The sequence below is a fragment of the Fundidesulfovibrio sp. genome (genome assembly GCF_058402725.1).
In genome coordinates, this window is the sequence record NZ_JBZVFJ010000070.1 from 1 (window position 1) to 19,896 (window position 19,896).

A 19,896-nucleotide genomic window follows, 5' to 3' on the forward strand; every position below is an offset into this window, starting at 1 on the left:
CGTCCAGGGACTTGACCATGCGCGGCATCACGGCCGGGATGCGGTCCATGCCGTAGACGCGGGCCACCTCTTCCACGAGGTCCACCTCGCGTTCCAGGTCCAGGCGCGCTGGGGGCGGGGTGACGCTCCAGGCCTCGCCGGAGCGGGTTTCCACCTCGCAACCCAGGCCCTGCAGGGTCTTGCGGCAGAATTCGCCCGTGAGCTCGATGCCCAGAAGTTCCACAGCCTTGGCCGGGCGGAAGGGCAGCACGGGGGCCTTCCAGGGCCGGGGCTCGTGGCTGGCCACGCCGGGCAGCACGCGTCCGTCGGAGTGTGCGGCCATGAGCGCTGCGGCGCGGTTCATGGCGAAGAGCGAGGCGGGCTGGTCCACGCCGCGCTCGTAGCGGTAGGAAGACTCGCTGGAGAGGCCCAGGCGGCGGCCCGTCTTGCGGATGGTGGCGGGGTCGAACACGGCGCACTCCAGGAGCACGTCGGTGGAACGGGCGTTGATCTCGGAATTCTCGCCGCCCATGACGCCCGCCAAGGCCACGGCCTTGGCCTGGTCGCAGATGAGCAGGTCGCGCGCGGTGAGGGTGCGCTCCTGTCCGTCCAGGGTGGTGAAGCGCTGGCCGTCCACGGCGCGGCGGACTTCGATGACGTTCCCCGCAAGGAGCGAGCGGTCGAAGGCGTGCAGGGGCTGGCCCAGTTCCAGCATCACGTAGTTGGTCACGTCCACGATGTTGTTGAGCGGGCGCTGCCCCATGGCCGCCAGACGCCAACGCATCCAGGCCGGAGAAGGCTTGATCTCCACGCCCTGGAGGATGCGCGCGCGGTACACCGGGCAGCCCGAGGGGTCCTGGATGTCCACGCGCACCAGGGACGCGGCGTCGGGGCCGTGCTCTTCCAGGCGTATCCTGGGCATGGAGAGGGGCAGACCGAAGACCATGGCCGTCTCGCGGGCCAGGCCCAGGATGGAGAGGCAGTCGGCGCGGTTGGGGGTGATGCCGATCTCCAGCACCACGTCGTCCAGGCCGAAGGCCTCGGCCAGGGTCCTGCCCGGGGTGGGGTCGCCCTCGAGGGCGAGGATGCCCTCGGACTTCTCGGCCAGGCCCAGTTCGGACTCGGAGCAGATCATGCCGTGGGATTCCACGCCGCGCAGCTTGCTCTTCTTGATGACGAGCCCGCCGGGGAGCTTCGTGCCGATGGTCGCCACGGGCACGGACTGCCCGGCGGCCACGTTGGCCGCGCCGCAGACGATGCGCAGGGGCTCGCCCCGGCCCACGTCCACGGTGCACACGGAGAGCTTGTCGGCGTCGGGGTGCTGTTCGCGTGCGAGCACCCGGCCCACCACCACGTCGGCGCAGGCGGCGAAGGGGCGCGAGACGCCCTCCACTTCCAGGCCCAGCATGGTCAGGCGGTCGGCCAGGGTGTCCACGGAGCCCTCATAGGGCACGAATTCACGGAGCCAATTGAGCGAAAGGAGCATGGACAAAGCCTCCGGCGCGGTGGCGTCCCGATGGCGGGAAGCCCTTCGCCATTCAGGATTCGATGAGTTCTCTTGCGTACGCGATGGAACGCTTGCACGCTTCAAGCAGGTCCGGCGTGAGGAGCAAAATCTCGTTCATGAGCCGGACAATGTCTTCCAGTTCGTATTCGTGCGCTATCGTGTTGCGGAGTGCGCGGATTTTTTTGATGGATTCGACATCATCAAAGAGTTCCCGTTTGTCCGCCCTGTTGATCACGTCCAACGGGGTTCCGCTGTCGTAGAGGTCGTAGGCGTCCAGGGCACGGAAGACTTTTTGAAGCAGGATGTCCGAGGTGCGGGAAAAACGCCCGGCAAGGGCTTCAAAGGCGTCGTAGTCCTCGTCGGCCGGGGATTCACGATTCGCCTTGAGACAGATCTCGTACGATTTCCCGAGGCGTTCGGCGGACCGCTCCAGTTGCGCGACGCCCTTGGCGATCAGTTCCTTGGCAGACAGGGCGCTCATAACCTCACCGCCTTCTCCATGACCATCCGCACGAACGGGTCGCTCCGGTCCTTGGCCACCACGATGTCGATCTTCTGCTCGCCCAGCCGTTCCTGGAGTTCCCACCACACGTCGCCCTTCTCGGACCAGCCCATGGTCTGGGAGAAGACGAGCAGGTCGATGTCGCCGCCGCGCCTGGAGTCGTCCGCGCGCGAGCCGAAGAGCCACACCTGGGCCTCGGGGTCCCGGGCGGCCACGGCGGCGCGGATGATCTCCCGCTCTTCGGTGGTCAGGCGCATGGCCGCGCGGGCCTCTACGCGAACTGGCCCAGGAAGCGGACGTCGTTCTCGAAGAAGAGGCGCAGGTCGCCCACGCCGTACTTGAGCATGGTCACGCGCTCCACGCCCATGCCGAAGGCGAAGCCGGAGTGCACTTCGGGGTCGATGTCCACGGCCTTCAGGACGTTGGGATCGATCATGCCGCAGCCCAGGATCTCCACCCAGCCCGTGCCCTTGCACACGCGGCAGGTGTCGTCCCCTGCCCTGCCCGTGCCTTCGCAGAGCACGCAGGAGATGTCCACCTCGGCGCTGGGCTCGGTGAAGGGGAAGAAGCTCGGCCGGAAGCGCACGCGCGTCTCCGCCCCGAAGATGCGGTGCACGAAGAAGGTGAGTGTGCCGCGCAGGTCCGCCATGGTCACGCCCTTGTCCACGAGGAAGCCCTCGATCTGGTGGAACATGGGGGAGTGGGTGATGTCGGAGTCGCGCCGGTAGACCTTGCCCGGGGCGATGGCCGCCACGGGGGGCTTGCGCGAGAGCAGCGTGCGCACCTGCAGGGGCGAGGTGTGCGTGCGCAGGAGGATGTTGTCCCCGATGTAGAGGGTGTCCTGCATGTCCCGGGCGGGGTGCTCGGGCGGGAAGTTCAGGGCCTCGAAGTTGTAGAAGTCCGTCTCGATCTCGGGGCCGGTGACCACCTCGAAGCCCATGCCCGCGAAGGCGCGGCAGATCTCCTCGCTGACCAGGGTCAGCGGGTGCGGCCCGCCCAGGGCCGGGGCGCGGCCGGGCAGTGCCGGGTCGAAGGAGGCCAGCAGGGCCTCTTCCTCCTGGCGCTTGAGGGCCTCCAGGCGCAGGGTGTGCCAGGCGGTCAGTTCGTCCTTGAGCTGGTTGGCCGCCTGTCCGGCCTGGCGCTTCTCCTCGGGCGTGAGCGCGGGGAGCTTGGCCATCACCTGGGCCAGGCGTCCCTTGCGGCCCAGGTAGGCCACGCGCAGGTCTTCCAGGGCCTCGAACGAGGCCGCCTGGCCGAGGGTGTTTTTGGCTTCCCCGGCCAGGACGGTCAATTCCTCGATCAGGGCCTGGCCCTGGCTCACGCGGTCACCTTGGTCTTGGCCAGCGCGGCCAGTTCGGCGAAGCCGGCCTTCTCGCGCACGGCCATGTCGGCCAGAACCTTGCGGTCCAGCTCGATGCCGGCCAGGGTGAGGCCGTGCATGAAGTTGCCGTAGCTCAGGCCGTTCTCGCGGGCGGCGGCGTTGATGCGCATGATCCACAGCTTGCGGAACTCGCGCTTCTTCACCTTGCGGTCGCGGTAGGCGTAGGCCATGGCGCGTTCGACGTTCTCGCGGGCGGTCTCGTAGAGCACCGAACGGGCGCCGACGAATCCCTTGGCAAGCTTCAGATACTTCTTGTGCCGCTTGTGGGCGGCCTGTCCGCGTTTGACGCGCATGGTGTCCCTCCTTGGGAGCGAAGAGAAGAGGGAATATTGAGAGGAATCTTATTGGAAAAAAGATTCCCCTCAAACTCTCCTTCAAAAACTTTCAATGAGCTTCGCGAACTGTTGCGACAACTCGTCGAAGCATGGTTTCCTGGTCCGGACCGCATCTCGCGGCCCGTCCCCGTGAGGGGCATGGGAACCGTCGGCGGCTCCCATGCCCCTCACGGGGACACGCATCACATCCTTACTTCCCTGCGCGCGCCGGGGAAGCCCCCCGCCGGACCGGGACGGCGTCCCGGCCCTAGGCGTAGGGCAGCAGACGGCGCACGGCGCCTTCGTTGGCCGAATCCACGATGGCCGAAGGCGACAGGGCGCGTTTGCGCTTGGCGCTCTTCTTGGTCAGGATGTGGCGCTTGTTCTGGCGGCGGCGGCGGAACTTGCCGGTGCCGGTGGTGGTGAAGCGCTTGGCGGCGCTCTTGTTGGTCTTGATCTTGGGCATGTTGTCCTCCTGGGAAAATACCGCCCGCCAGGGCTTTACCCCGGCGGGTCCGCAGGGCCGTCCCCGCGCGAAACGTTCGAGCGCTACACTTTCTTCTTCACGGAAGGAGCAAGCATCATGTTCATGATGCGTCCCTCGAAGCGGGGCTCCTGCTCCACTTTGACCAGTTCGCCCAGGTCGACGACGATGCGTTCCAGGATTCTCGCGCCGCGGTCCTTGTGGACCACCTCGCGCCCCCGGAAGAACACCGCAACCTTGCAGCGGTCGCCTTCCTCGAGGAATTTCCGGATGTGCTTGAGCTTGGTCTGGTAGTCGTGCTCATCGGTCTTGGGCCGGACCTTGATTTCCTTGACCTGGATGACCGTCTGCTTCTTCCGGGCTTCCTGCTGTTTTTTCTGCTGCTGGTACTTGAATTTCCCATAGTCCATGATCCGGCACACCGGCGGATCGGCGGCGGCGGCCACCTCCACGAGGTCCAGGCCTTTTTCCTGGGCCAGGCGAAGGGCTTCGCTGGTGGGGATGATCCCCAGCTGCGAGCCATCGTCGGCGATCACACGCACTTCGCGCACGCGAATCTGGTGATTGCAGCGGGCGGTGTCACTGGCAGAAGTTATAGCGCATACCTCCTCGTTTGAACGGGGCTTCGCAGTCTTCCAGGATGGCCCGGATGACCGCGTCGACCCCCTTGAGTCCAAGGTTCTCGCCGGAGCGCAGGCGCACGTTCACGCCGCTCTCGGCCAGTTCCTGATCCCCGATGACGAGCATGTAGGGGATCTTCTCCAATTGCGCCTCGCGCACCTTGTAGCCGAGCTTCTCGTTGCGCAGGTCCGCCTCGGCCCGGATGCCCGCCTCGCGCAGCCGCGCGAGCACGGCATTCGCGTGGGCGTCGTGGGCGTCGGTGACCGTAAGGATGCGCGCCTGCACCGGCGAGAGCCAACAGGGAAAGGCCCCGGCCGTGTGCTCGATGAGCACGCCCAGGAACCTCTCCACCGCGCCCAGCACCACCCTGTGCAGCATCACCGGCCTGTGACGCTCGCCGTCGGCCCCCGTGTAGAAGAGCTCGAAGCGTTCGGGCAGGGTGAAGTCGCACTGGATGGTGGCGCACTGCCAACGGCGGTCTAAGGCATCCTTGAGTTTGATGTCAATCTTGGGGCCGTAGAAAGCGCCGTCGCCCTCGTTGATGGTGAAGGGCAGGCCGATGGACTCCATGGCCTGGCGAAGCGACGTGGTGGCCAGCTCCCAGGCCTCGTCGGACCCGATGGATTTCTCTGGGCGCGTGGAGAGCTGGGCCTCGAACTCGAAGCCGAAGAGGTCCACCACGTCCTTGACGAAGTTGATCACCCCGATGATCTCCTCCTGGAGCTGGTCGGGGCGGCAGATGATGTGGGCGTCGTCCTGGGTGAACTGGCGCACGCGCAACAGGCCGTGCAGCACGCCGGATTTCTCGTGGCGGTGCACCACGCCCAGCTCGAAGTAGCGCTGGGGCAGGTCGCGGTAGGAGCGCAGACGCGACTTGTAGATGAGCATGTGCGACAGGCAGTTCATGGGCTTCACGCCGTAGGCCTGCTCGTCGATCTCGGTGAAGTACATGTTCTCGCGGTAGTTGTCGTAGTGCCCGGAGCGCTCCCAGAGGTCGCGCTTCAGAAGCTGCGGGCCCTGCACGATGGAATAGCCGCGCTTGAGGTGCTCCTTGCGCTCGAAATCCTCCAGGATGGTGCGCACGAGCGCGCCCTTGGGATGCCAGATGATCATCCCGGCCCCGGCCTCCTCGGAGACGCTGAAGAGGTCCAGCTGGGTTCCCAGGCGGCGGTGGTCGCGCTTCTTGGCCTCCTCGATGCGGTAGAGGTAGGCCTTCAACTCCTTGGGGTCCGCGAAGGCCGCGCCGTAGATGCGCGAGAGCATGGGGCGCTTCTCGTCGCCGCGCCAGTAGGCCCCGGCCACGTGGGTGAGCTTGAAGGCCTTCAGAAACCCTGTGGAGGGCACGTGGGGACCGCGGCAGAGGTCGGTGAAGGCCCCCTGCGTGTAGAGCGAGACGGTCTCGGCCGGGATGTCGGCCAGCACTTCGAGCTTGTAGTCCTCGCCCATGCCCTTGAAAAGCGCCTCGGCCTCGGGCTTGGAGACCACGCGGCAGGCGAAGGGGTGGTTGGCGGCGGCGATCTTCTCCATCTCGGCCTGGATGGCCTCCAGGTCTTCGCTGGTGAAGGGGCGCTCGAAGGCGAAATCGTAGTAGAAGCCGTTCTCGATGGCCGGGCCGATGGTCACCTGGGCCTTGGGGAAGAGCTTCTTCACGGCCTCGGCCATGATGTGGGCGGCGCTGTGGCGCACGACCTCCACCCCTTCGGGGGAGTCGGCGGCCACGGGGGCCAGCTCGGCCACGTCGGGAGTGAGCGCGGTGGAGAGATCGACCACCGCTTCGCCCAGGCGGGCGGCCACGGTGTTCTTGAAGGCCTTACCCGAGAGGGCCTTGGAAAGGACCTCACCGGCCGACTGGCCGGGCGCTGCCTCGACGATCTGTTCTCCGACGCGGACGTTCACGCTCGCTCTCCCGCTTGCCCCGTGCCGGGGCGGCTATACCAGACCCCCAAAAAGCCAAAAAAAGGGAGGCACCGCCTCCCCTGGATGCCAAAAAAGGGGAGGCGGTGCCTCCCCTGGGGTCACGTGGTAGGACCGAGGAGATTTGAACTCCTGACCCCTTGCGTGTCAAGCAAGTGCTCTCCCCCTGAGCTACGGTCCTACGCTGTCGAAAGGAAGAGGATGTGTACGGTGCGATCGAGGGCGTGTCAAGCACGGAGTGCGCTCCGCGCGCATCTTCCCCCATTTTCCTCAGGCCCCGCATCATGCCGCGTGGCCTGCCCCCTGCCGCTCCAAAGGCAGGCTCAGGGTGAAGGCGCAGCCCTTGCCCTTCTCCGTTTCCAGGCGAATGGAGCCGCCGTGGTCGTGGGCGATGCGCTCGCACACGGCCAGGCCCAGGCCCGTGCCGCGCTCCTTGGTGGTGTAGAAGGGGTTGAAGGCCTTGTCGGCCTCCTCGGGGGTCATGCCCGGTCCGTCGTCCTTCACCTCCACCTCGGCGAAGCCGTCCCTGGCCCTGCTGGCCACCACCACCGCGCCGCCCTGGGGCATGGCCTCGGCGGCGTTCTTCACCAGGTTGAGCACCACCTGGCGCACCTGTGCGGGGTCGTGCACGGCCGGGGGCAGGGACTTGTCCAGGTTGGCGCGCAGGGTCACGCCCCGGGAGGCCAGCTCCTGCTCCAGGAGGGTCACGGTGTCCCAGACGGTGGCGTTGAGGTCGCGCGGGGCGAGCTTGGGCGCGGCGGGCCGGGTGAAGTCGCGCACCTCCTCCAGCATGTTCTCCAGGCGTTTGGCCTCCTCCTCGATGAGCCGGAGCTTTTCGGCCTCGCGCCCGTCTTCGGGCAGGGAGCGGCGCACCTGCCGCGCGAAGCCGCCCATGAGCATGAGGGGGTTGCGGATCTCGTGGGAGATGTGGGCGGCGGCCTCGCCCACGGCGGCGAAGCGTTCGGAGCGGATGAGGCGCTCCTGGGTCTCCAGGAGTTCCCGGAGGTTCTGGCGGATGCGGTCGCGGGCCTCGCGCAGCTCGGCGGTGCGCGCCTCCACTTCCGTCTTGAGGTTGGCCGACCAGCGGAAGGCGAAGTACATGGTCACGGCCAGGCCGGTGAAGACCACCACCTGGAACACCGCCACCATGAACATCTCGCGCAGGGCCACCTTGCCGATGATGCCCTCCACCTCGTCCACGGGCGCGGCCAGGGCCACGCCCCAGACCACCGGCTCGGGCTGGTCCGGGGCGATGCGGGCCGGGGCGTAGGCGATGAGCTTGCGCATCTCGCCCTGGGAGCCCCGGTGCCAGCCCGAGACGTACCAGTCCACGCCCTCCTCGCCCTTCATGATCTTCTCGCGCATGATCTGGTCGATGCGGGAGAAGTCGATGCCCGGGTCGCGGCGCTTGCGCACTTCGAAGGCGTTCCGGGCGATGAAGTCCACCTCGTAGTGGTCGAGGAAGTAGCCGCGCTGGTCGATCACCCAGGCGTAGCCTGTCTGACCGGAGCGCACGTCGTGGGCGTAGCGCCTTGCCACGGCCACGGCGTCCACCACGAAGAAGAGCACGCCCGGGGCTTCGGCGTGCGCGCTCACCGGGATTTCGTGGGGCCAGTAGCGCGTGGCCATGCGCAGGATGGTCTTTCCGGCGAAGGGCCCTTGGGGCGGGGTCTCCACGCGGCCCGCCAGGAGCTTGCCGGTCTCGCTGCCCCTGGCCCAGTCCAGGAAGGGGCCGTAGTCCAGCACCAGGGGGCCGGACATGAGGCCCTTGTCGTTGAAGAAGGAGACGGCCCCTCCCTCCGCCGGGACGTAGCCGATGGCCAGCACCTCGCTCTGGCGCAGGATCTCCTGGAAGGGCGGCAGGGCCTTCTCCGGCGCGCCCATGAGCGCCGGGTACTTGTGCAGGATGCCGGAGAGTTCCTGAAGGCTCGCGCCCAGGAAGCTGAAGTGCTGCTCCAGATCCTGGGCCAGCTTCTGGGCCAGGATGAGCTGCTGGCGGTTGAACTGCTCGGTGGCCACGGCCTTGAGTTCGCCCTGGGCTCGCAGGCCCAGCTGCCACATCACCAGCCCCAGCAGCAGCAGGGCCGAGGAGGTGATGATGACGAACTTGCGGGTCATGGCGGCGTTCCGTTCGAGGGTTTCGCGTTCTTGTTACGCAAGAAACGTCGCGCGCGCAATCGTTCGGAATCATTTGCTGAGGCTCTCGGCGGCCTTGCCGCGCGCCCGGGGCTGGGCTAGAGAGCCGGACCAGGGAGGACCGCCATGTCCAAGACCGACGCCTACGCCGCCCTGGGCGGCATCGCCTTCTACATCCTTCTTTTCACCTGGCTGTGAGGCGCTCCATGACCATTCCCCGCATCCTGCCGGCCGCCGCGCTGCTGGCGGCCCTGGCCTGCGCCTCCTGCGGCGGGCGCACCGTCTACCAGGCCCCCGGAGCCGACACGGCCCGCGAGGAGCGCGATTATTCCGAGTGCGACTGGGAGGCCTCCCGCGCGGCTGCCGGGCTCCAGGATTCGGGCATGCACGACAAGCGCCTGGAGGATCTGCGCGACAAGTGCATGCGCGCCCGGGGCTATTCGCCCAAGTAGGGACGCGTCCGGATCAGATGAGGCTGTTGCCGCGCAGCCAGGCGTAGCCCGCGTGGGTGACCACGAAGCCCTTGGTCTTTTCGCCGCCGGGGTGGCGGATCTTGACCTTGGCCACGAGCCCGGCCTGGAAGGCGTCCACCAGGGCGCGGCGGGAGTGGTGCTTGAGGAGCGTGTCGCGCGGCGTGGCCTCGTCGGTGGAGGAGAGGCCGTTGCGCAGGTAGAGGTCTCGCACGAGCAGCCCCGCGTCGGGCAGCTTGGCCTCGGGCGCTTCCTGGCCGGTGAAGAGCCTCCAGACGGCCAGCCCGTCGCGCGTGAAGCGCACGCCCTTGATCTTGCCGCTGAAGAACCGGAGCTTGGCCCGTTCGAGGATTTCCTCTTCCAGGAGCCTTTCAAGGTGCTTCTGGCTGTAGGAGACGAGGTGCTCCTCCGGGGTGATCCCCAGGTATTTCACCACCCCGTCGAACGCCTCGACCACGCGCAGGATGGCCTGCTCCGACTCGTTGAACGCGCGCATGCCGCACCTCCTGAAAAGAACCGGACCACCGGTCCGCAGACATCCTAGGACGCCCGGGTGACGATCGCGTGGCGGCCGGGGGAAGCGGAGGGAGCGGCGGAAGGACCTTGCCGGGGCCTTCCGCCGGGCGTGCAGCGAGAGGACTAGTGTTGCGTCCTCAAAATCCGTCCATACGGACTCTTGAGGCAATCATACAAAACCATTGATTTTAATTTTGAAAAACATTTCATGTTTTTCAAAATCACGACACTAGGCGTCCTTCCTGGCGAAGTTCGTCTGGTCCGTGCGGCACAAGGGGCAGACCCAGTCGGGCGGGAGCTTGTCGCCGGGCGTTCCCGGGGGGATGTCCCCCTTGGGGTCGCCGCGTTTGGGGTCGTAGGTGTAGCCGCAGAGCAGGCAGACGTAGCGGGCGTTGTCCATGGTTTTCCTCCTTGCCGCTCTGGAGTATAGACCGGGGATGCGCTTCGCTTCAAGCTGGTCCCTCACGCGGCTTCTGCCCTTCGTCGCCCCCTACCGGGGCCAGTTCCTTTTCGGCCTGGCCTCCAACGCCGCCGCCCGCGCCTTCGACCTGGCCCCCATGGTCCTGGTGGGGCGCACCGTGGACGCCGTCACCGCCGCCCTCTCCGGGCCGCTCTCCGGCCCCGACGCCCTGGCCGTGCGCGACCGCCTGCTGCTCTACGGCGCGCTGGTGCTGGGGGCCTTCGTCTGCCTGGCCCTGTGCCAGTCCCTGAGCGACTTCCTCCTGGACCGCATCGCCCAGCACGTGCGCCACGACCTCCGCAACGCACTCTACCGCCACCTCCAGCGCCAGGACATGCACTTCTTCGAGGAGCGCCAGAGCGGCGACCTGATCAACGTGGTCTCCTCCGACGTGGACACCCTGGAGAACTTCCTGGCCGACGCCTCCACCTCGGCCATCCGGCTGGTGATCACCTTCGCGGGCAGCTTCGCCGTGCTCTTCTGGATCGACTGGCGTCTGGCCCTCCTGCTCATGGCCCCCATGCCCTTCGCCTTCGCCGCCGTGCGCACCTTCTCCACGCGCATCCGACCCCGCTACCGCGACGCCCGCAAGGCCGTGGGCGAGGTGGCGGCCCTCATCGGCAACAACCTGCGCGGCATGGGCGTGATCCAGGCCTTCACCGCCGAGGAGGACCAGGCCGCGCGCGTGGAGTCGGCCTCGGCCCGCTACCGCGACGAGGCGGTGGGGGCGGCCCTGGCCCGCGCCCGGTTCATCCCGGTGCTCTACGCCGTGGCCGGGGCGGGGTTCGCGCTGATCATCGCGGGCGGCGGCTGGCTCACGCTCACGGGGGACGGCCCCTCGGCCGGCGACTACACCACCTTCGTGCTCCTGGCCACGCGCATGGTGCTGCCGCTCTTCGTGTTCGGGATGCTGCTCAACCAGTTTCAGCGCACCGAGGCCTCGGCCGCGCGCATCCTCTCCGTGCTGGATCTCGAACCAGCCATCGCGGACCGCCCCGGGGCCAGGACCCTGGACCACGCCCCGCATCAACTGCGTTTCGAGAACGTGCGCTTCGCCTACCCCGGGCGCGAGCCCGTGCTGCACGGGCTGGACTTCACCCTGGAGCGCGGCCGGGTGCTGGGGGTGGTGGGCCCCACGGGGGCGGGCAAGTCCACGCTGGTGAAGCTGGCGCTGCGCCACCTGGACCCGCAGTCCGGCCGCCTCCTGGTGGACGGGGAGGACATGGCGGGCTTCACCCTGGAGAGCCTGCGCGGGCGCATGGGCTACGTGTCGCAGGAGGCGTTCCTCTTCGCGGGCACGGCGGCGGAGAACATCCGGCTGGGCTCGCAGGAGGCCACGCAGGAGGCCCTGGAGCGCGCGGCCTCCATCGCCGGGGCGCTCGATTTCATCCGGGAGCTGCCCCAGGGGTTCGACACGCCCATCGGCGAGGGCGGGGTGAAGCTCTCGGGCGGCCAGCGCCAGCGCATCTCGCTGGCGCGGGCGGTGCTGCGCGAGCCCGACATCCTCATCCTGGACGAGGCCACCTCGGCCGTGGACACGCGCACCGAGGGGCTCATCCAGGAGAACCTGCACGCCTTCCGGGGCAGCCGCATGACCCTTGCGGTGGCGCACCGGCTCTCCACGGTGCGCCTGGCCGACGAGATCATCGTGGTGGTGGACGGGCTCATCGTGGAGCGCGGCCGCCACGAGGAGCTCCTGGAGCGCCGGGGCGTCTACGCCGGGCTGTGGGCCGTGCAGAGCGGGGAGGGCGCAGGCTGACCCGTTGACCCGAACGGCTCCGGCTGACACAATACGCCCAGCTGGTAGTTATTTCGGGGAGGCGGCACATGCCGGACGCGCAGTCCATCCAGTGCAGCGGCAACGGCTGCTACATCGTGCAGATCCAGGGCGACGGGAACACCGTCGGCAGTGGGGTTCCCTATCTCCAGTTGCTCAAGGCGAGCGCGCCGTTGCCAGAAACCGACGACCTGCTTTCGCGCTTCGACCCCTGGCGAACCAGCGTCCCCCTGACGGGGCGCGGAGACGCGCTGGCTTCCCTGCACTCCTGGCTGGACCGCAAGGACAAGCCCATCTCCATACGGGTGCTCACGGGCCGGGGCGGCACGGGCAAGACGCGCCTGGCCCTGAAGCTGTGCCGCGAACTGGAGGACAAGGACTGGCAGGCCGGGTTCGTGTCCACCGAGGAGGCCGACCGCTTCTTCGGCCAGCAAAACCTGGGCGTATGGGGTTGGCAACAGCCGGTCCTCGCGGTGTTCGACTACGCCATGGCCCGCTCGGAGCAACTGGGCAAGTGGCTCAAGGAGCTGTGCCGCAACCCGGGGTATCCCGGCCGCCCCCTGCGCATCCTGCTTTTGGAGCGCGAGGCCACCTGGGAACAGGGCTGGCTGGCTCGGCTGGTGCCGGAAGGCGACGCGAAGACCCGCGTGCAGCCCTTGTTCGACCTCCCGGACCCCGTGCAGCCGTTGCACCCGCTGCACCAGGACGCCGACCGGCGGGCGGTGCTCACCCATGGCCTGGAACTGTTCCGCTGCAACGAGGAACTGCCCGCACCCGGCGCGGATCCGGAGTTCGACCAACAGCTGGCCGACTGGAAGTGGGCGGGCGATCCGCTCTACCTGCTCCTGGCCGCCTGCGTGGCGGCGGAGAAGGGGCTTCGGGCGGCGCTTTCCCTGAACCGGGAGGACGCGGCCCTGCACGTGGCCGGGCGGGAACTGGAACGCATCGGCAAGCTGGCCGGTGACGACGGGGACGCACGAGCCGTGCTGCGGCACACGGCGGCCCTGGCCACGCTGCGCCAGGGGCTGGAGCGCGACGGGCTGAGGGATGTCCTGAGGGAGGAGGCGCTGGCCCTGGGCCGCAGCCCCCGCATGAGCGCGGCCCGGATGACGGAATTGCTCCAAGAGGCACTGCCCCGCCCCGGCGGCGGCGTGAAGGCCATCGAGCCGGACCTGATCGGCGAGGCCGTGACGCTGAAAGGAATGGGCGCTGGCGACCCGGACGACGCCCGTAAGGCCGTGGTCCGCGCTTGCGGAAAGGCTCTCCAGCCGGTGGTGCAAAGCCTCGTCAAGCTGGCCCAGGACTTCGGCGAGACCAGAGGGGAACCGCTGGCGTGGCTGGATGCCGTGAGCGCGAAGGATGGCCTCACGACGGATGAACTGGAACAGATCGTCTATGCCATGCCGGAATCGAGCGTGCGGCTGGCGGCGTTCGCGACGGAGCAGACCGGAAGGCTGCTGGAGAGGTTGCGGGAGCAGACTCAAGATCATTCGGGCGATGACGACTCCCTAGCCCGACTGGCTGCTACTCTAGGCAACCTGAGCGTCAGATTCGTCAATCTTGGGCAGCACAAGGAAGCGCTCGCACCCATGCAAGAGGCCGTAGACCTCTTCCGCGAACTGGCCCAACGCAACCCCGACGCATATCACCCAGCTATGGCTACCTCACTCATCAATCTGAGCAACAACTTTACCTACCTTGGACGACATGAAGAGGCGCTTGCACTCGCGCAAGAAGCGGTGGACATCCACTGCGAACTGGACCGACGAAACCCAAACCCATATCGCCGCGATTTGGCCGAGTCCTTCAACAACTTAGGCATCAGGCTCTGTTCTCTCGGACGGCACGTGGATGCGCTCTCAGCTACGAAACAGGCCGTGGACATCCACCGCGAACTGGCCCGAGGAAACCCCGACGTCTATCTGCACTATTTGGCTCACGCCATCTGCAATCTTGGCAGCATCCTCAGCTCTCTCGGGCGACGCGAGGATGCGCTCGCTCCTGCGCTTGAGGCTGTTGACATACTGCGCGCGTTGGCCGAACGCACCCCCGACGCCTATCGGCCCTATTTGGCCCTCTCTCTCAACAACCAGGGCATCAAGCTCTGCGATCTCGGGCGGCACGAGGACGCGCTCCCATCTGCGCATGAAGCTGTGGACATCTATCGCGAACTGGCCCAACGAAGCCCAGGCGCATATCGGCCCGAATTGGCCCAGTCCTTAAACAACCTGAGCATAACGCTCAGCTCTCTCGGGCGGTACGAGGAGGCGCTCACACCCGCGCTAGAGGCTATAGACATCCAGCGCGAACTGGCCCAACGAAACCCCGAAGCATACCTGCCCAATCTGCCCATCTTCCTCAACAACCTGAGCAACAGGCTCAGCTCTCTCGCGCGGCACGAGAACGCGCTCACACCCGCGCTAGAGGCCGTGGAAATCCAACGCGAACTGGCCCAACCCACCTTCGACACCTCTCGGTCCGCCTTGGCTTACTCGCTCAACATCCTGGGCGTCAGGCTCGGCGATCTCGGGCGGCACGAGGAAGCGCTCGCACCCGCGCTAGAGGCCGTGGTCATCCGGCGTGAACTGGCCCAACGAAACCCCGAAGCCTATAGACCCGTCCTAGCCATGTCCCTCAGCAATCTGGGTGCCAGGCTCGGCGCGCTCGGGCGGCACGAGGAAGCGCTCACACCAGCGCTAGAGGCTGTGGACATCCAGCGCGAGCTGGCCCGACACATCCCCGATGCCTATAATTACGATTTGGCAGCGTACCTCCACAACTTGGGCAACAGACTCAGCGACCTCGGGCGGCACGAGGAGGCGCTTGCACCTGCACAAGAGGCTGCGGACATCTACCGCGAACTGGCCCAGCGTAACCCCGGAGTCTGTCGGCCCGCTCTGGCCAAGGCCCTCTACATCTTGGGCAACCACCTCGACGCTCTCGGACGGAACAAGGATGCGTTTGCACCCACGCAAGAAGCCGTGGACATCTACTGTGATTTGGCCCAACGCACCCCCGATGTCTATCGGCCCTATTGGGCCGGGGCTCTCGACACCCTGAGCAACATGCTCGACGATCTCGGACGACACGAAGACGCGCTCCCACCAGCGCGAGAGGCCTTGGACATCTACCGCGAATTGACCCAACGAAACCCCGACGCCTATTGGCCCCATTGGGCCGGATCACTCAACAACCTGGGCAGCAGGCTCGGCGATCTCGGACGGCACGAGGAGGCGCTTGCACCTGCACAAGAGGCCGTGGACACCTACCACCAACTGGCAGCCCATCTCCCCCAAAAATTCAATTCTCAACTGACCATATCCCTGCGCAACCTCGCCCGCACCCTCCACGCCCTCGGCCGCGAGGATGAAGCCCAGGCCGCCCTCGACGAGGCTGGCCGACTCACGGGCGAGAACGGCGGACAGCCCTCCGCTCAACCCGAATAAGCAACCCACGGAGCCCCCATGGACTTCTCCTCCCTCATCGACGCCGCGACGGACTTCCTCCTCCCCTCCCTCCAGAAAGGGGCCGACGCCCTGGCGAGCAAGGCCCCCGAGGCCGTTTCCGCGCTCTGGGGCCTCATCAAGGGCCGCTTCACCTCACCGGCTCAGCAGGAGGCCTTGGCCGATCTGGAAGCCGCGCCCTCCTCCGACCTGGCCCGCAAGGACTTCAAGGTGCAGCTGGAAAAAGCACTCACCAAGGACCCCGCCCTGGCCGGGGAGGTCGAACGGCTCCTCCAGGCCGGGGGCGTCGCCGTTTGGGGCAACACCGTCCACGGCAACCTCATCACCGGCGGCACCTTCCACGGCGACGTGGCCGGGCGCGACATCGTCAGAAACAACGTCCAGAACGCCCAAGCCTCGGGCGGCATGATCATCCAGGTGCAAGGCAGCGGCAACAAGATCAGCCGCTAGCCGGGGAGCGACACGCCGTGGCCCTTTCCGCCCTCGTTGAAGGCCTCGCGGAGCTCGTCAAGGAGTTCCTCTGGAGGTTCGTGACGCGCTCGCCGATCCTCGTGGAACGGCTCATCGAGGAATGCCGCGACACCGAGGCCATCAACCGCCTCCTGGAGCGCTACGAGTCCGCGCCCCACGACCCGGTGTACCGCCTGGCCGTGGCCCGGCTCCTGGACGAGAAACGCCGCTACGACCCGGACCGGGCGCGCGAGATCGAGGAGCACTTGCGGGCCAGGGGGCTGGACGAACCCCACGGCCCGGCCTGAACCACGCCCTAGTACTTCCCGTGCCGGTAGCGGTCCACGGCGCGGCCGAGGGTGGCGTGCATCAGCGCCGAGAAGGCCAGCGTGGCGGCCAGCGACAGCGGGACCACGTGGCGGAATCCGGCCGTGAGGGCCACCAGGTAGAACACCATCTGGTGGCACAGGTAGATGGGGTAGGAAAGCTCGCCCACCAGGCGGTCCGCCCGGCTGGAGCGCGTGATGGCGAACAGCGCGGGCACGCCCAGGAACGCGCAGAGGTGCACGCCCAGGGGGAAGATCCAGTGGGCCGAGTCCTTGTGGTAGAACAGCAGCGCCAGCAGGAACGCCGCCGCGAAGCCCCAGCGCAGGCCCCGGTCCAGGTCCCGGGCGTACACCCCCGCGTACACACGGTGCGCCAGCACCCCCATCGCGAAGAGCCCCAGGTCCAACACGGGGTTGCGCAGATACCACGAATCGTTCACCAGCCCCACGTTCTCCAGCCAGAGCTTCCCCGCCAGGCAGGCCAGCACGGCCGGGACCAGCCAGCGGGCGCGCACGCCCACAAGCCAGGGGGCCAGCAGGTAGAACCCCAGCTCCATCTCGATGGACCAGGCGTGCGGGACGAACAGCACGATCCAGGAGGGCGGCAGGGCGGGGCTGAAGGCCCCGAACAGGCTCGAAGGCTCCGCGATGGAGAAGAAGAACAGCAGGTTGCCGCCGAAGAGGAACAGGTTGGAGAACACGGCCCAGGCCTGCGAGAAAAGGTCCAGCCCCGAGACGGCGTGGAACCACTCCGGCAGGTGCGCCCAGCGCCCGCTCCAGACCCGGAAGAGCCCCAGGGCCGCGAAGTAGCAGGCCAGCGTGGCCCAGTAGACCGGGAAGAGCCGGAAGAAGCGGCTCTTGTAGAAGGCCGCCGCGCGCCCGGGGCCTTCGTAGCGCCGCGTGAGGATGAGCCCCATGTAGAAGCCCGAGATGATGAAGAACACCTCCACGGCCATGTCCGCGCCCAGCCCCAGGAAGCGGGGCAGCGGGAGGCGCAGGGCCCCCAGGTAGTGGTCGGCGCAGACGATCAGGGCCAGCAGCAGGCGCAGGAATCCCATGGCGTTCGGGGGCGCGGCCGCCCTGTCGCGCCCGGAGGCGGCGACGGGGTCAGTCCACGATGAAGAGCTTCGCCCCCACCTCCGTCCAGGAGCGGTGCGGCTCCGCGCCGTCGGCCACCTGGTAGCTCACGCCGGGGGTCAGGGTGAAGGTCCGCCCGTCCTCGAGCTCGGTCTCCAGGCGTCCCTCCAGGCAGAGCAGGATGTGCCCCTTGGAGCACCAGTGGTCCGCCCGGTAGCCGGGGGAATACTCCACCAGGCGCACGCGCAGGGGGTTCTCCGCCGGGCCGAAGCTGCGGGTGCGCCACAGGGCGTGGCCCGTCTCGCCCTCGTGGCGGGTGGGCTCCACGCCCGCCCAGTCCGTCACCCCGAAGGGGATCGAGTCCATCTTCACGGCGCGCCTCCGGCTACTGCGGCAGCTTGCGGTACTTGCAGGTCTTCACCGGGCAGGCCAGATGCTCGCCGTAGCGCTTGGACTGCTTCTTCACCAGGATGGGCGAGTCGCACTCGGGGCACTTCTCGTCCACGGGCCAGTCCCACACGGCGTAGTCGCACTTGGGGTAGTTGGAGCAGGAATAGAAGAGCTTGCCGTAGCGGGAGCTCTTCTCCACCAGCTCGCCGTCGCAGCCCTCGCGCGGGCACTTGACCCCCGTGGTGAAGGGCTTGGAATACTTGCACTTGGGATAGCCCGAGCACGAATAGAAGCGCGACCCCGAACGCGTACGCTTGAGGAGCACGTCCTTGGAGCACTCGGGGCACGTGCCCACCACCTCGGGCGGGGCCTGCTCCGGCGTGGCGGCGAAGGCGTAGGTGCCGTCCTCGTTGCGCGTGAAGTTGGAGGTGGACTTGCACTCCGGGTAGCCCGAACAGGCCAGGAACGGCCCGCGCTTGCCGAATTTCACGATCATGGGCTTGCCGCACACGGGGCAGACCAGGCCCGAGTCGGCCCCCACCTCGCGCTCGGTGAGACGGTACGTGCCGTCGGCCTCGCGCACGAAGTTGGAGGTGAACTTGCACTCCGGGTAGCCCGAGCAGGCCACGAAGGGGCCGGACTTGCCGAACTTGGCCTTGAGGGGCTTGCCGCACTCGGGGCAGACGAGGCCGGTCTCCTCGTTGCCCATCTCCTTGGAGGCTTTTTCCAGGGCGGCGTAGAAGTCGCCGGTGAAGTCGCCCAGCAGCTCGCGCCAGTCCTTCTTGCCCTCGGCCACCTGGTCCAGGGCCGTCTCCATCCCGGCGGTGAAGCCCACGTCCATGATGGTCTGGAAGTGCTCGGAGAGGCGGTCCGACACGGTGACGCCCAGCTCCGTGGGCGCGAAGCGCTTCTCCTCCAGCCGGGCGTAGTCGCGGTCCAGGAGCGTGGAGATGATGGCCGCATATGTGGAGGGACGCCCGATGCCCTGCTCCTCCAGCTCCTTCACCAGCGAGGCCTCCGTGTAGCGCGGCGGCGGCTGGGTGAACTTCTGCTCCTTCTTGATCTCCAGGAGCTTGAGCGCCTGCCCGGCCTTGAGCGGCGGCAGGAGCTTCGCGCCCGCGGAGTCGGCCGCGTCGGCCTCCTCCTCGGCGGCGTCCTGGCCGTGCACCTTGAGGAATCCCGCGAAGATCAGGCGTTCGCCCTTGGCCTTGAACTCGGCGCGCCCGGCCGTGACGCTGACCTGGGTGTCCCAGAAGCGGGCGGCGGCCATCTGGGAGGCCACGAAGCGCTCCCAGATGATCTTGTAGACCATGAACTGGTCGCGCGGGAGCAGCCCCGCCACGTCCTTGGGCGTGATGTTCACGTCCACGGGGCGGATGGCTTCGTGGGCGTCCTGGGCTCCGGCCTTGGTTTTGAAGACGCGGGCCTTCTCGGGGTAGTATTCCTGGCCCAGCTGCTCCACGATGTAGGTCTTGGCGGCCTCGCGCGCCTCGGCGGCCACGCGGGTGGAGTCGGTACGCATGTAGGTGATGAGGGCGGTGGTGCCGCGTTCGCCCAGGTCCACGCCTTCGTAGAGCTTCTGGGCCGCGCCCATGGTCTTCTTGGCGGGGTAGCCCAGGCGCTGGTTGGCGGCCTGCTGGAGCGTGGAGGTGATGAAGGGCGGCGGGGGCGACTTCTGGCGCTCCTTCTCGGCCACGTCCTTCACCACGAAGGCCTGGGCCTTGAGTTCGGCGTCCAGGGCGTGGGCGGTGTCGGCATCGCCCACGTGGGCCTTCTTGCCCGAGAGCTTCGCAAGCTCGGCGTCGAATGCGGGGGGCTGGTCGGCCTCCAGGCGCGCCTTGAAGGGCCAGTACTCCTCGGGCTTGAAGGCCAGGCGCTCCTTCTCGCGCTCCACCACGATCTTCAAGGCCACCGACTGCACGCGCCCGGCGCTGATGCCCTTGCGCACCTTCTTCCAGAGCAGCGGCGAAATCTTGTAGCCCACCAGGCGGTCCAGGATGCGCCGGGCCTGCTGGGACTCGAAGAGCTTCTCGTTGATGGGGCGCGGGTGTTCAAGGGCCTCGCGCACGGCGCGCGCGGTGATCTCGTTGAACTGGATGCGCTCGATGCGGGGGTTGGCTTCCTTGAC

The 19,896-nt window shown here is 67.5% G+C and carries 19 protein-coding genes and 1 tRNA gene; 5 read left to right on the forward strand and 15 right to left on the reverse strand.

Annotated features, from left to right (window positions below):
- The 10 genes from pheT to ACV4UX_RS10605 all read right to left on the reverse strand — a co-directional run.
- Positions 1–1,465: phenylalanine--tRNA ligase subunit beta (pheT, locus tag ACV4UX_RS10560; protein WP_491593250.1), on the reverse strand; the 1,465-nt coding region annotated here is incomplete at its 3' end.
- 52 nt (positions 1,466–1,517) lie between these two features.
- Positions 1,518–1,967: a hypothetical protein gene (locus ACV4UX_RS10565; RefSeq protein ID WP_491593251.1), complete on the reverse strand. Its 450-nt coding sequence runs from the start codon at positions 1,965–1,967 to the stop codon at positions 1,518–1,520.
- Positions 1,964–2,245, reverse strand: a complete 282-nt coding sequence (locus tag ACV4UX_RS10570) for a nucleotidyltransferase family protein (RefSeq protein ID WP_491593252.1) — start codon at positions 2,243–2,245, stop codon at positions 1,964–1,966. Before ACV4UX_RS10570 ends, ACV4UX_RS10565 begins: the two co-directional genes overlap by 4 nt.
- 14 nt (positions 2,246–2,259) lie before the next feature.
- Positions 2,260–3,309, reverse strand: a complete 1,050-nt coding sequence (gene pheS / locus ACV4UX_RS10575; protein ID WP_491593253.1) for a phenylalanine--tRNA ligase subunit alpha — start codon at positions 3,307–3,309, stop codon at positions 2,260–2,262.
- The gene (rplT, locus tag ACV4UX_RS10580) at positions 3,306–3,662 is read right to left on the reverse strand and encodes a 50S ribosomal protein L20 (RefSeq protein WP_173086116.1); all 357 of its coding nucleotides are present in this window, start codon (positions 3,660–3,662) and stop codon (positions 3,306–3,308) included. Before rplT ends, pheS begins: the two co-directional genes overlap by 4 nt.
- A gap of 289 nt (positions 3,663–3,951) precedes the next feature.
- Entirely contained in the window at positions 3,952–4,149 is a 198-nt protein-coding gene (rpmI, locus tag ACV4UX_RS10585) for a 50S ribosomal protein L35 (RefSeq protein WP_173086118.1), read from the reverse strand.
- A gap of 83 nt (positions 4,150–4,232) precedes the next feature.
- A complete protein-coding gene (gene infC / locus ACV4UX_RS10590; RefSeq protein WP_491593265.1) occupies positions 4,233–4,763 on the reverse strand; it encodes a translation initiation factor IF-3 in 531 nt (176 codons plus the stop codon).
- The gene (thrS, locus tag ACV4UX_RS10595) at positions 4,747–6,684 is read right to left on the reverse strand and encodes a threonine--tRNA ligase (protein WP_491593254.1); all 1,938 of its coding nucleotides are present in this window, start codon (positions 6,682–6,684) and stop codon (positions 4,747–4,749) included. Before thrS ends, infC begins: the two co-directional genes overlap by 17 nt.
- 124 nt (positions 6,685–6,808) lie before the next feature.
- Positions 6,809–6,883, reverse strand: a tRNA-Val gene (locus ACV4UX_RS10600).
- Between the two features lie 101 nt (positions 6,884–6,984).
- A complete protein-coding gene (locus ACV4UX_RS10605; protein ID WP_491593255.1) occupies positions 6,985–8,820 on the reverse strand; it encodes an ATP-binding protein in 1,836 nt (611 codons plus the stop codon).
- A gap of 224 nt (positions 8,821–9,044) precedes the next feature.
- Here ACV4UX_RS10605 and ACV4UX_RS10610 point away from each other — a divergent pair, with 224 nt between their 5' ends.
- Entirely contained in the window at positions 9,045–9,290 is a 246-nt protein-coding gene (locus tag ACV4UX_RS10610; protein WP_491593256.1) for a hypothetical protein, read from the forward strand.
- Between the two features lie 13 nt (positions 9,291–9,303).
- Here the strand turns inward: ACV4UX_RS10610 and ACV4UX_RS10615 are convergent, their stop codons facing one another.
- Complete coding sequence (locus tag ACV4UX_RS10615) at positions 9,304–9,804, reverse strand: hypothetical protein (RefSeq protein ID WP_491593257.1); 501 nt, start codon at positions 9,802–9,804, stop codon at positions 9,304–9,306.
- Between the two features lie 249 nt (positions 9,805–10,053).
- Entirely contained in the window at positions 10,054–10,224 is a 171-nt protein-coding gene (locus ACV4UX_RS10620) for a rubredoxin (protein ID WP_491593258.1), read from the reverse strand.
- A 37-nt stretch (positions 10,225–10,261) separates the two neighbouring features.
- Between ACV4UX_RS10620 and ACV4UX_RS10625 the strand changes: the two genes are divergently transcribed.
- The 4 genes from ACV4UX_RS10625 to ACV4UX_RS10640 all read left to right on the forward strand — a co-directional run bounded on the left by ACV4UX_RS10625 (position 10,262) and on the right by ACV4UX_RS10640 (position 16,283).
- Positions 10,262–12,043: an ABC transporter ATP-binding protein gene (locus ACV4UX_RS10625; protein ID WP_491593259.1), complete on the forward strand. Its 1,782-nt coding sequence runs from the start codon at positions 10,262–10,264 to the stop codon at positions 12,041–12,043.
- Positions 12,044–12,111: 68 nt separating this feature from the next.
- Positions 12,112–15,507 carry a tetratricopeptide repeat protein gene (locus tag ACV4UX_RS10630; protein WP_491593260.1) on the forward strand — a complete coding sequence of 1,132 codons (3,396 nt, stop codon included), beginning with the start codon at positions 12,112–12,114 and terminating at the stop codon, positions 15,505–15,507.
- Positions 15,508–15,525: 18 nt separating this feature from the next.
- Positions 15,526–15,975 (forward strand): hypothetical protein, encoded by a 450-nt coding sequence (locus tag ACV4UX_RS10635; RefSeq protein WP_491593261.1) that lies wholly within the window; start codon positions 15,526–15,528, stop codon positions 15,973–15,975.
- Between the two features lie 17 nt (positions 15,976–15,992).
- Positions 15,993–16,283 (forward strand): hypothetical protein, encoded by a 291-nt coding sequence (locus tag ACV4UX_RS10640; protein WP_491593262.1) that lies wholly within the window; start codon positions 15,993–15,995, stop codon positions 16,281–16,283.
- Between the two features lie 8 nt (positions 16,284–16,291).
- Here the strand turns inward: ACV4UX_RS10640 and ACV4UX_RS10645 are convergent, their stop codons facing one another.
- The 3 genes from ACV4UX_RS10645 to topA form a co-directional block, all read right to left on the reverse strand.
- Complete coding sequence (locus tag ACV4UX_RS10645; RefSeq protein ID WP_491593263.1) at positions 16,292–17,359, reverse strand: acyltransferase family protein; 1,068 nt, start codon at positions 17,357–17,359, stop codon at positions 16,292–16,294.
- Positions 17,360–17,408: 49 nt separating this feature from the next.
- Positions 17,409–17,744, reverse strand: a complete 336-nt coding sequence (locus tag ACV4UX_RS10650; RefSeq protein ID WP_491593266.1) for a DHCW motif cupin fold protein — start codon at positions 17,742–17,744, stop codon at positions 17,409–17,411.
- 19 nt (positions 17,745–17,763) lie between these two features.
- On the reverse strand, positions 17,764–19,896 hold a 2,133-nt coding region (gene topA / locus ACV4UX_RS10655), incomplete at its 5' end, for a type I DNA topoisomerase (protein ID WP_491593264.1).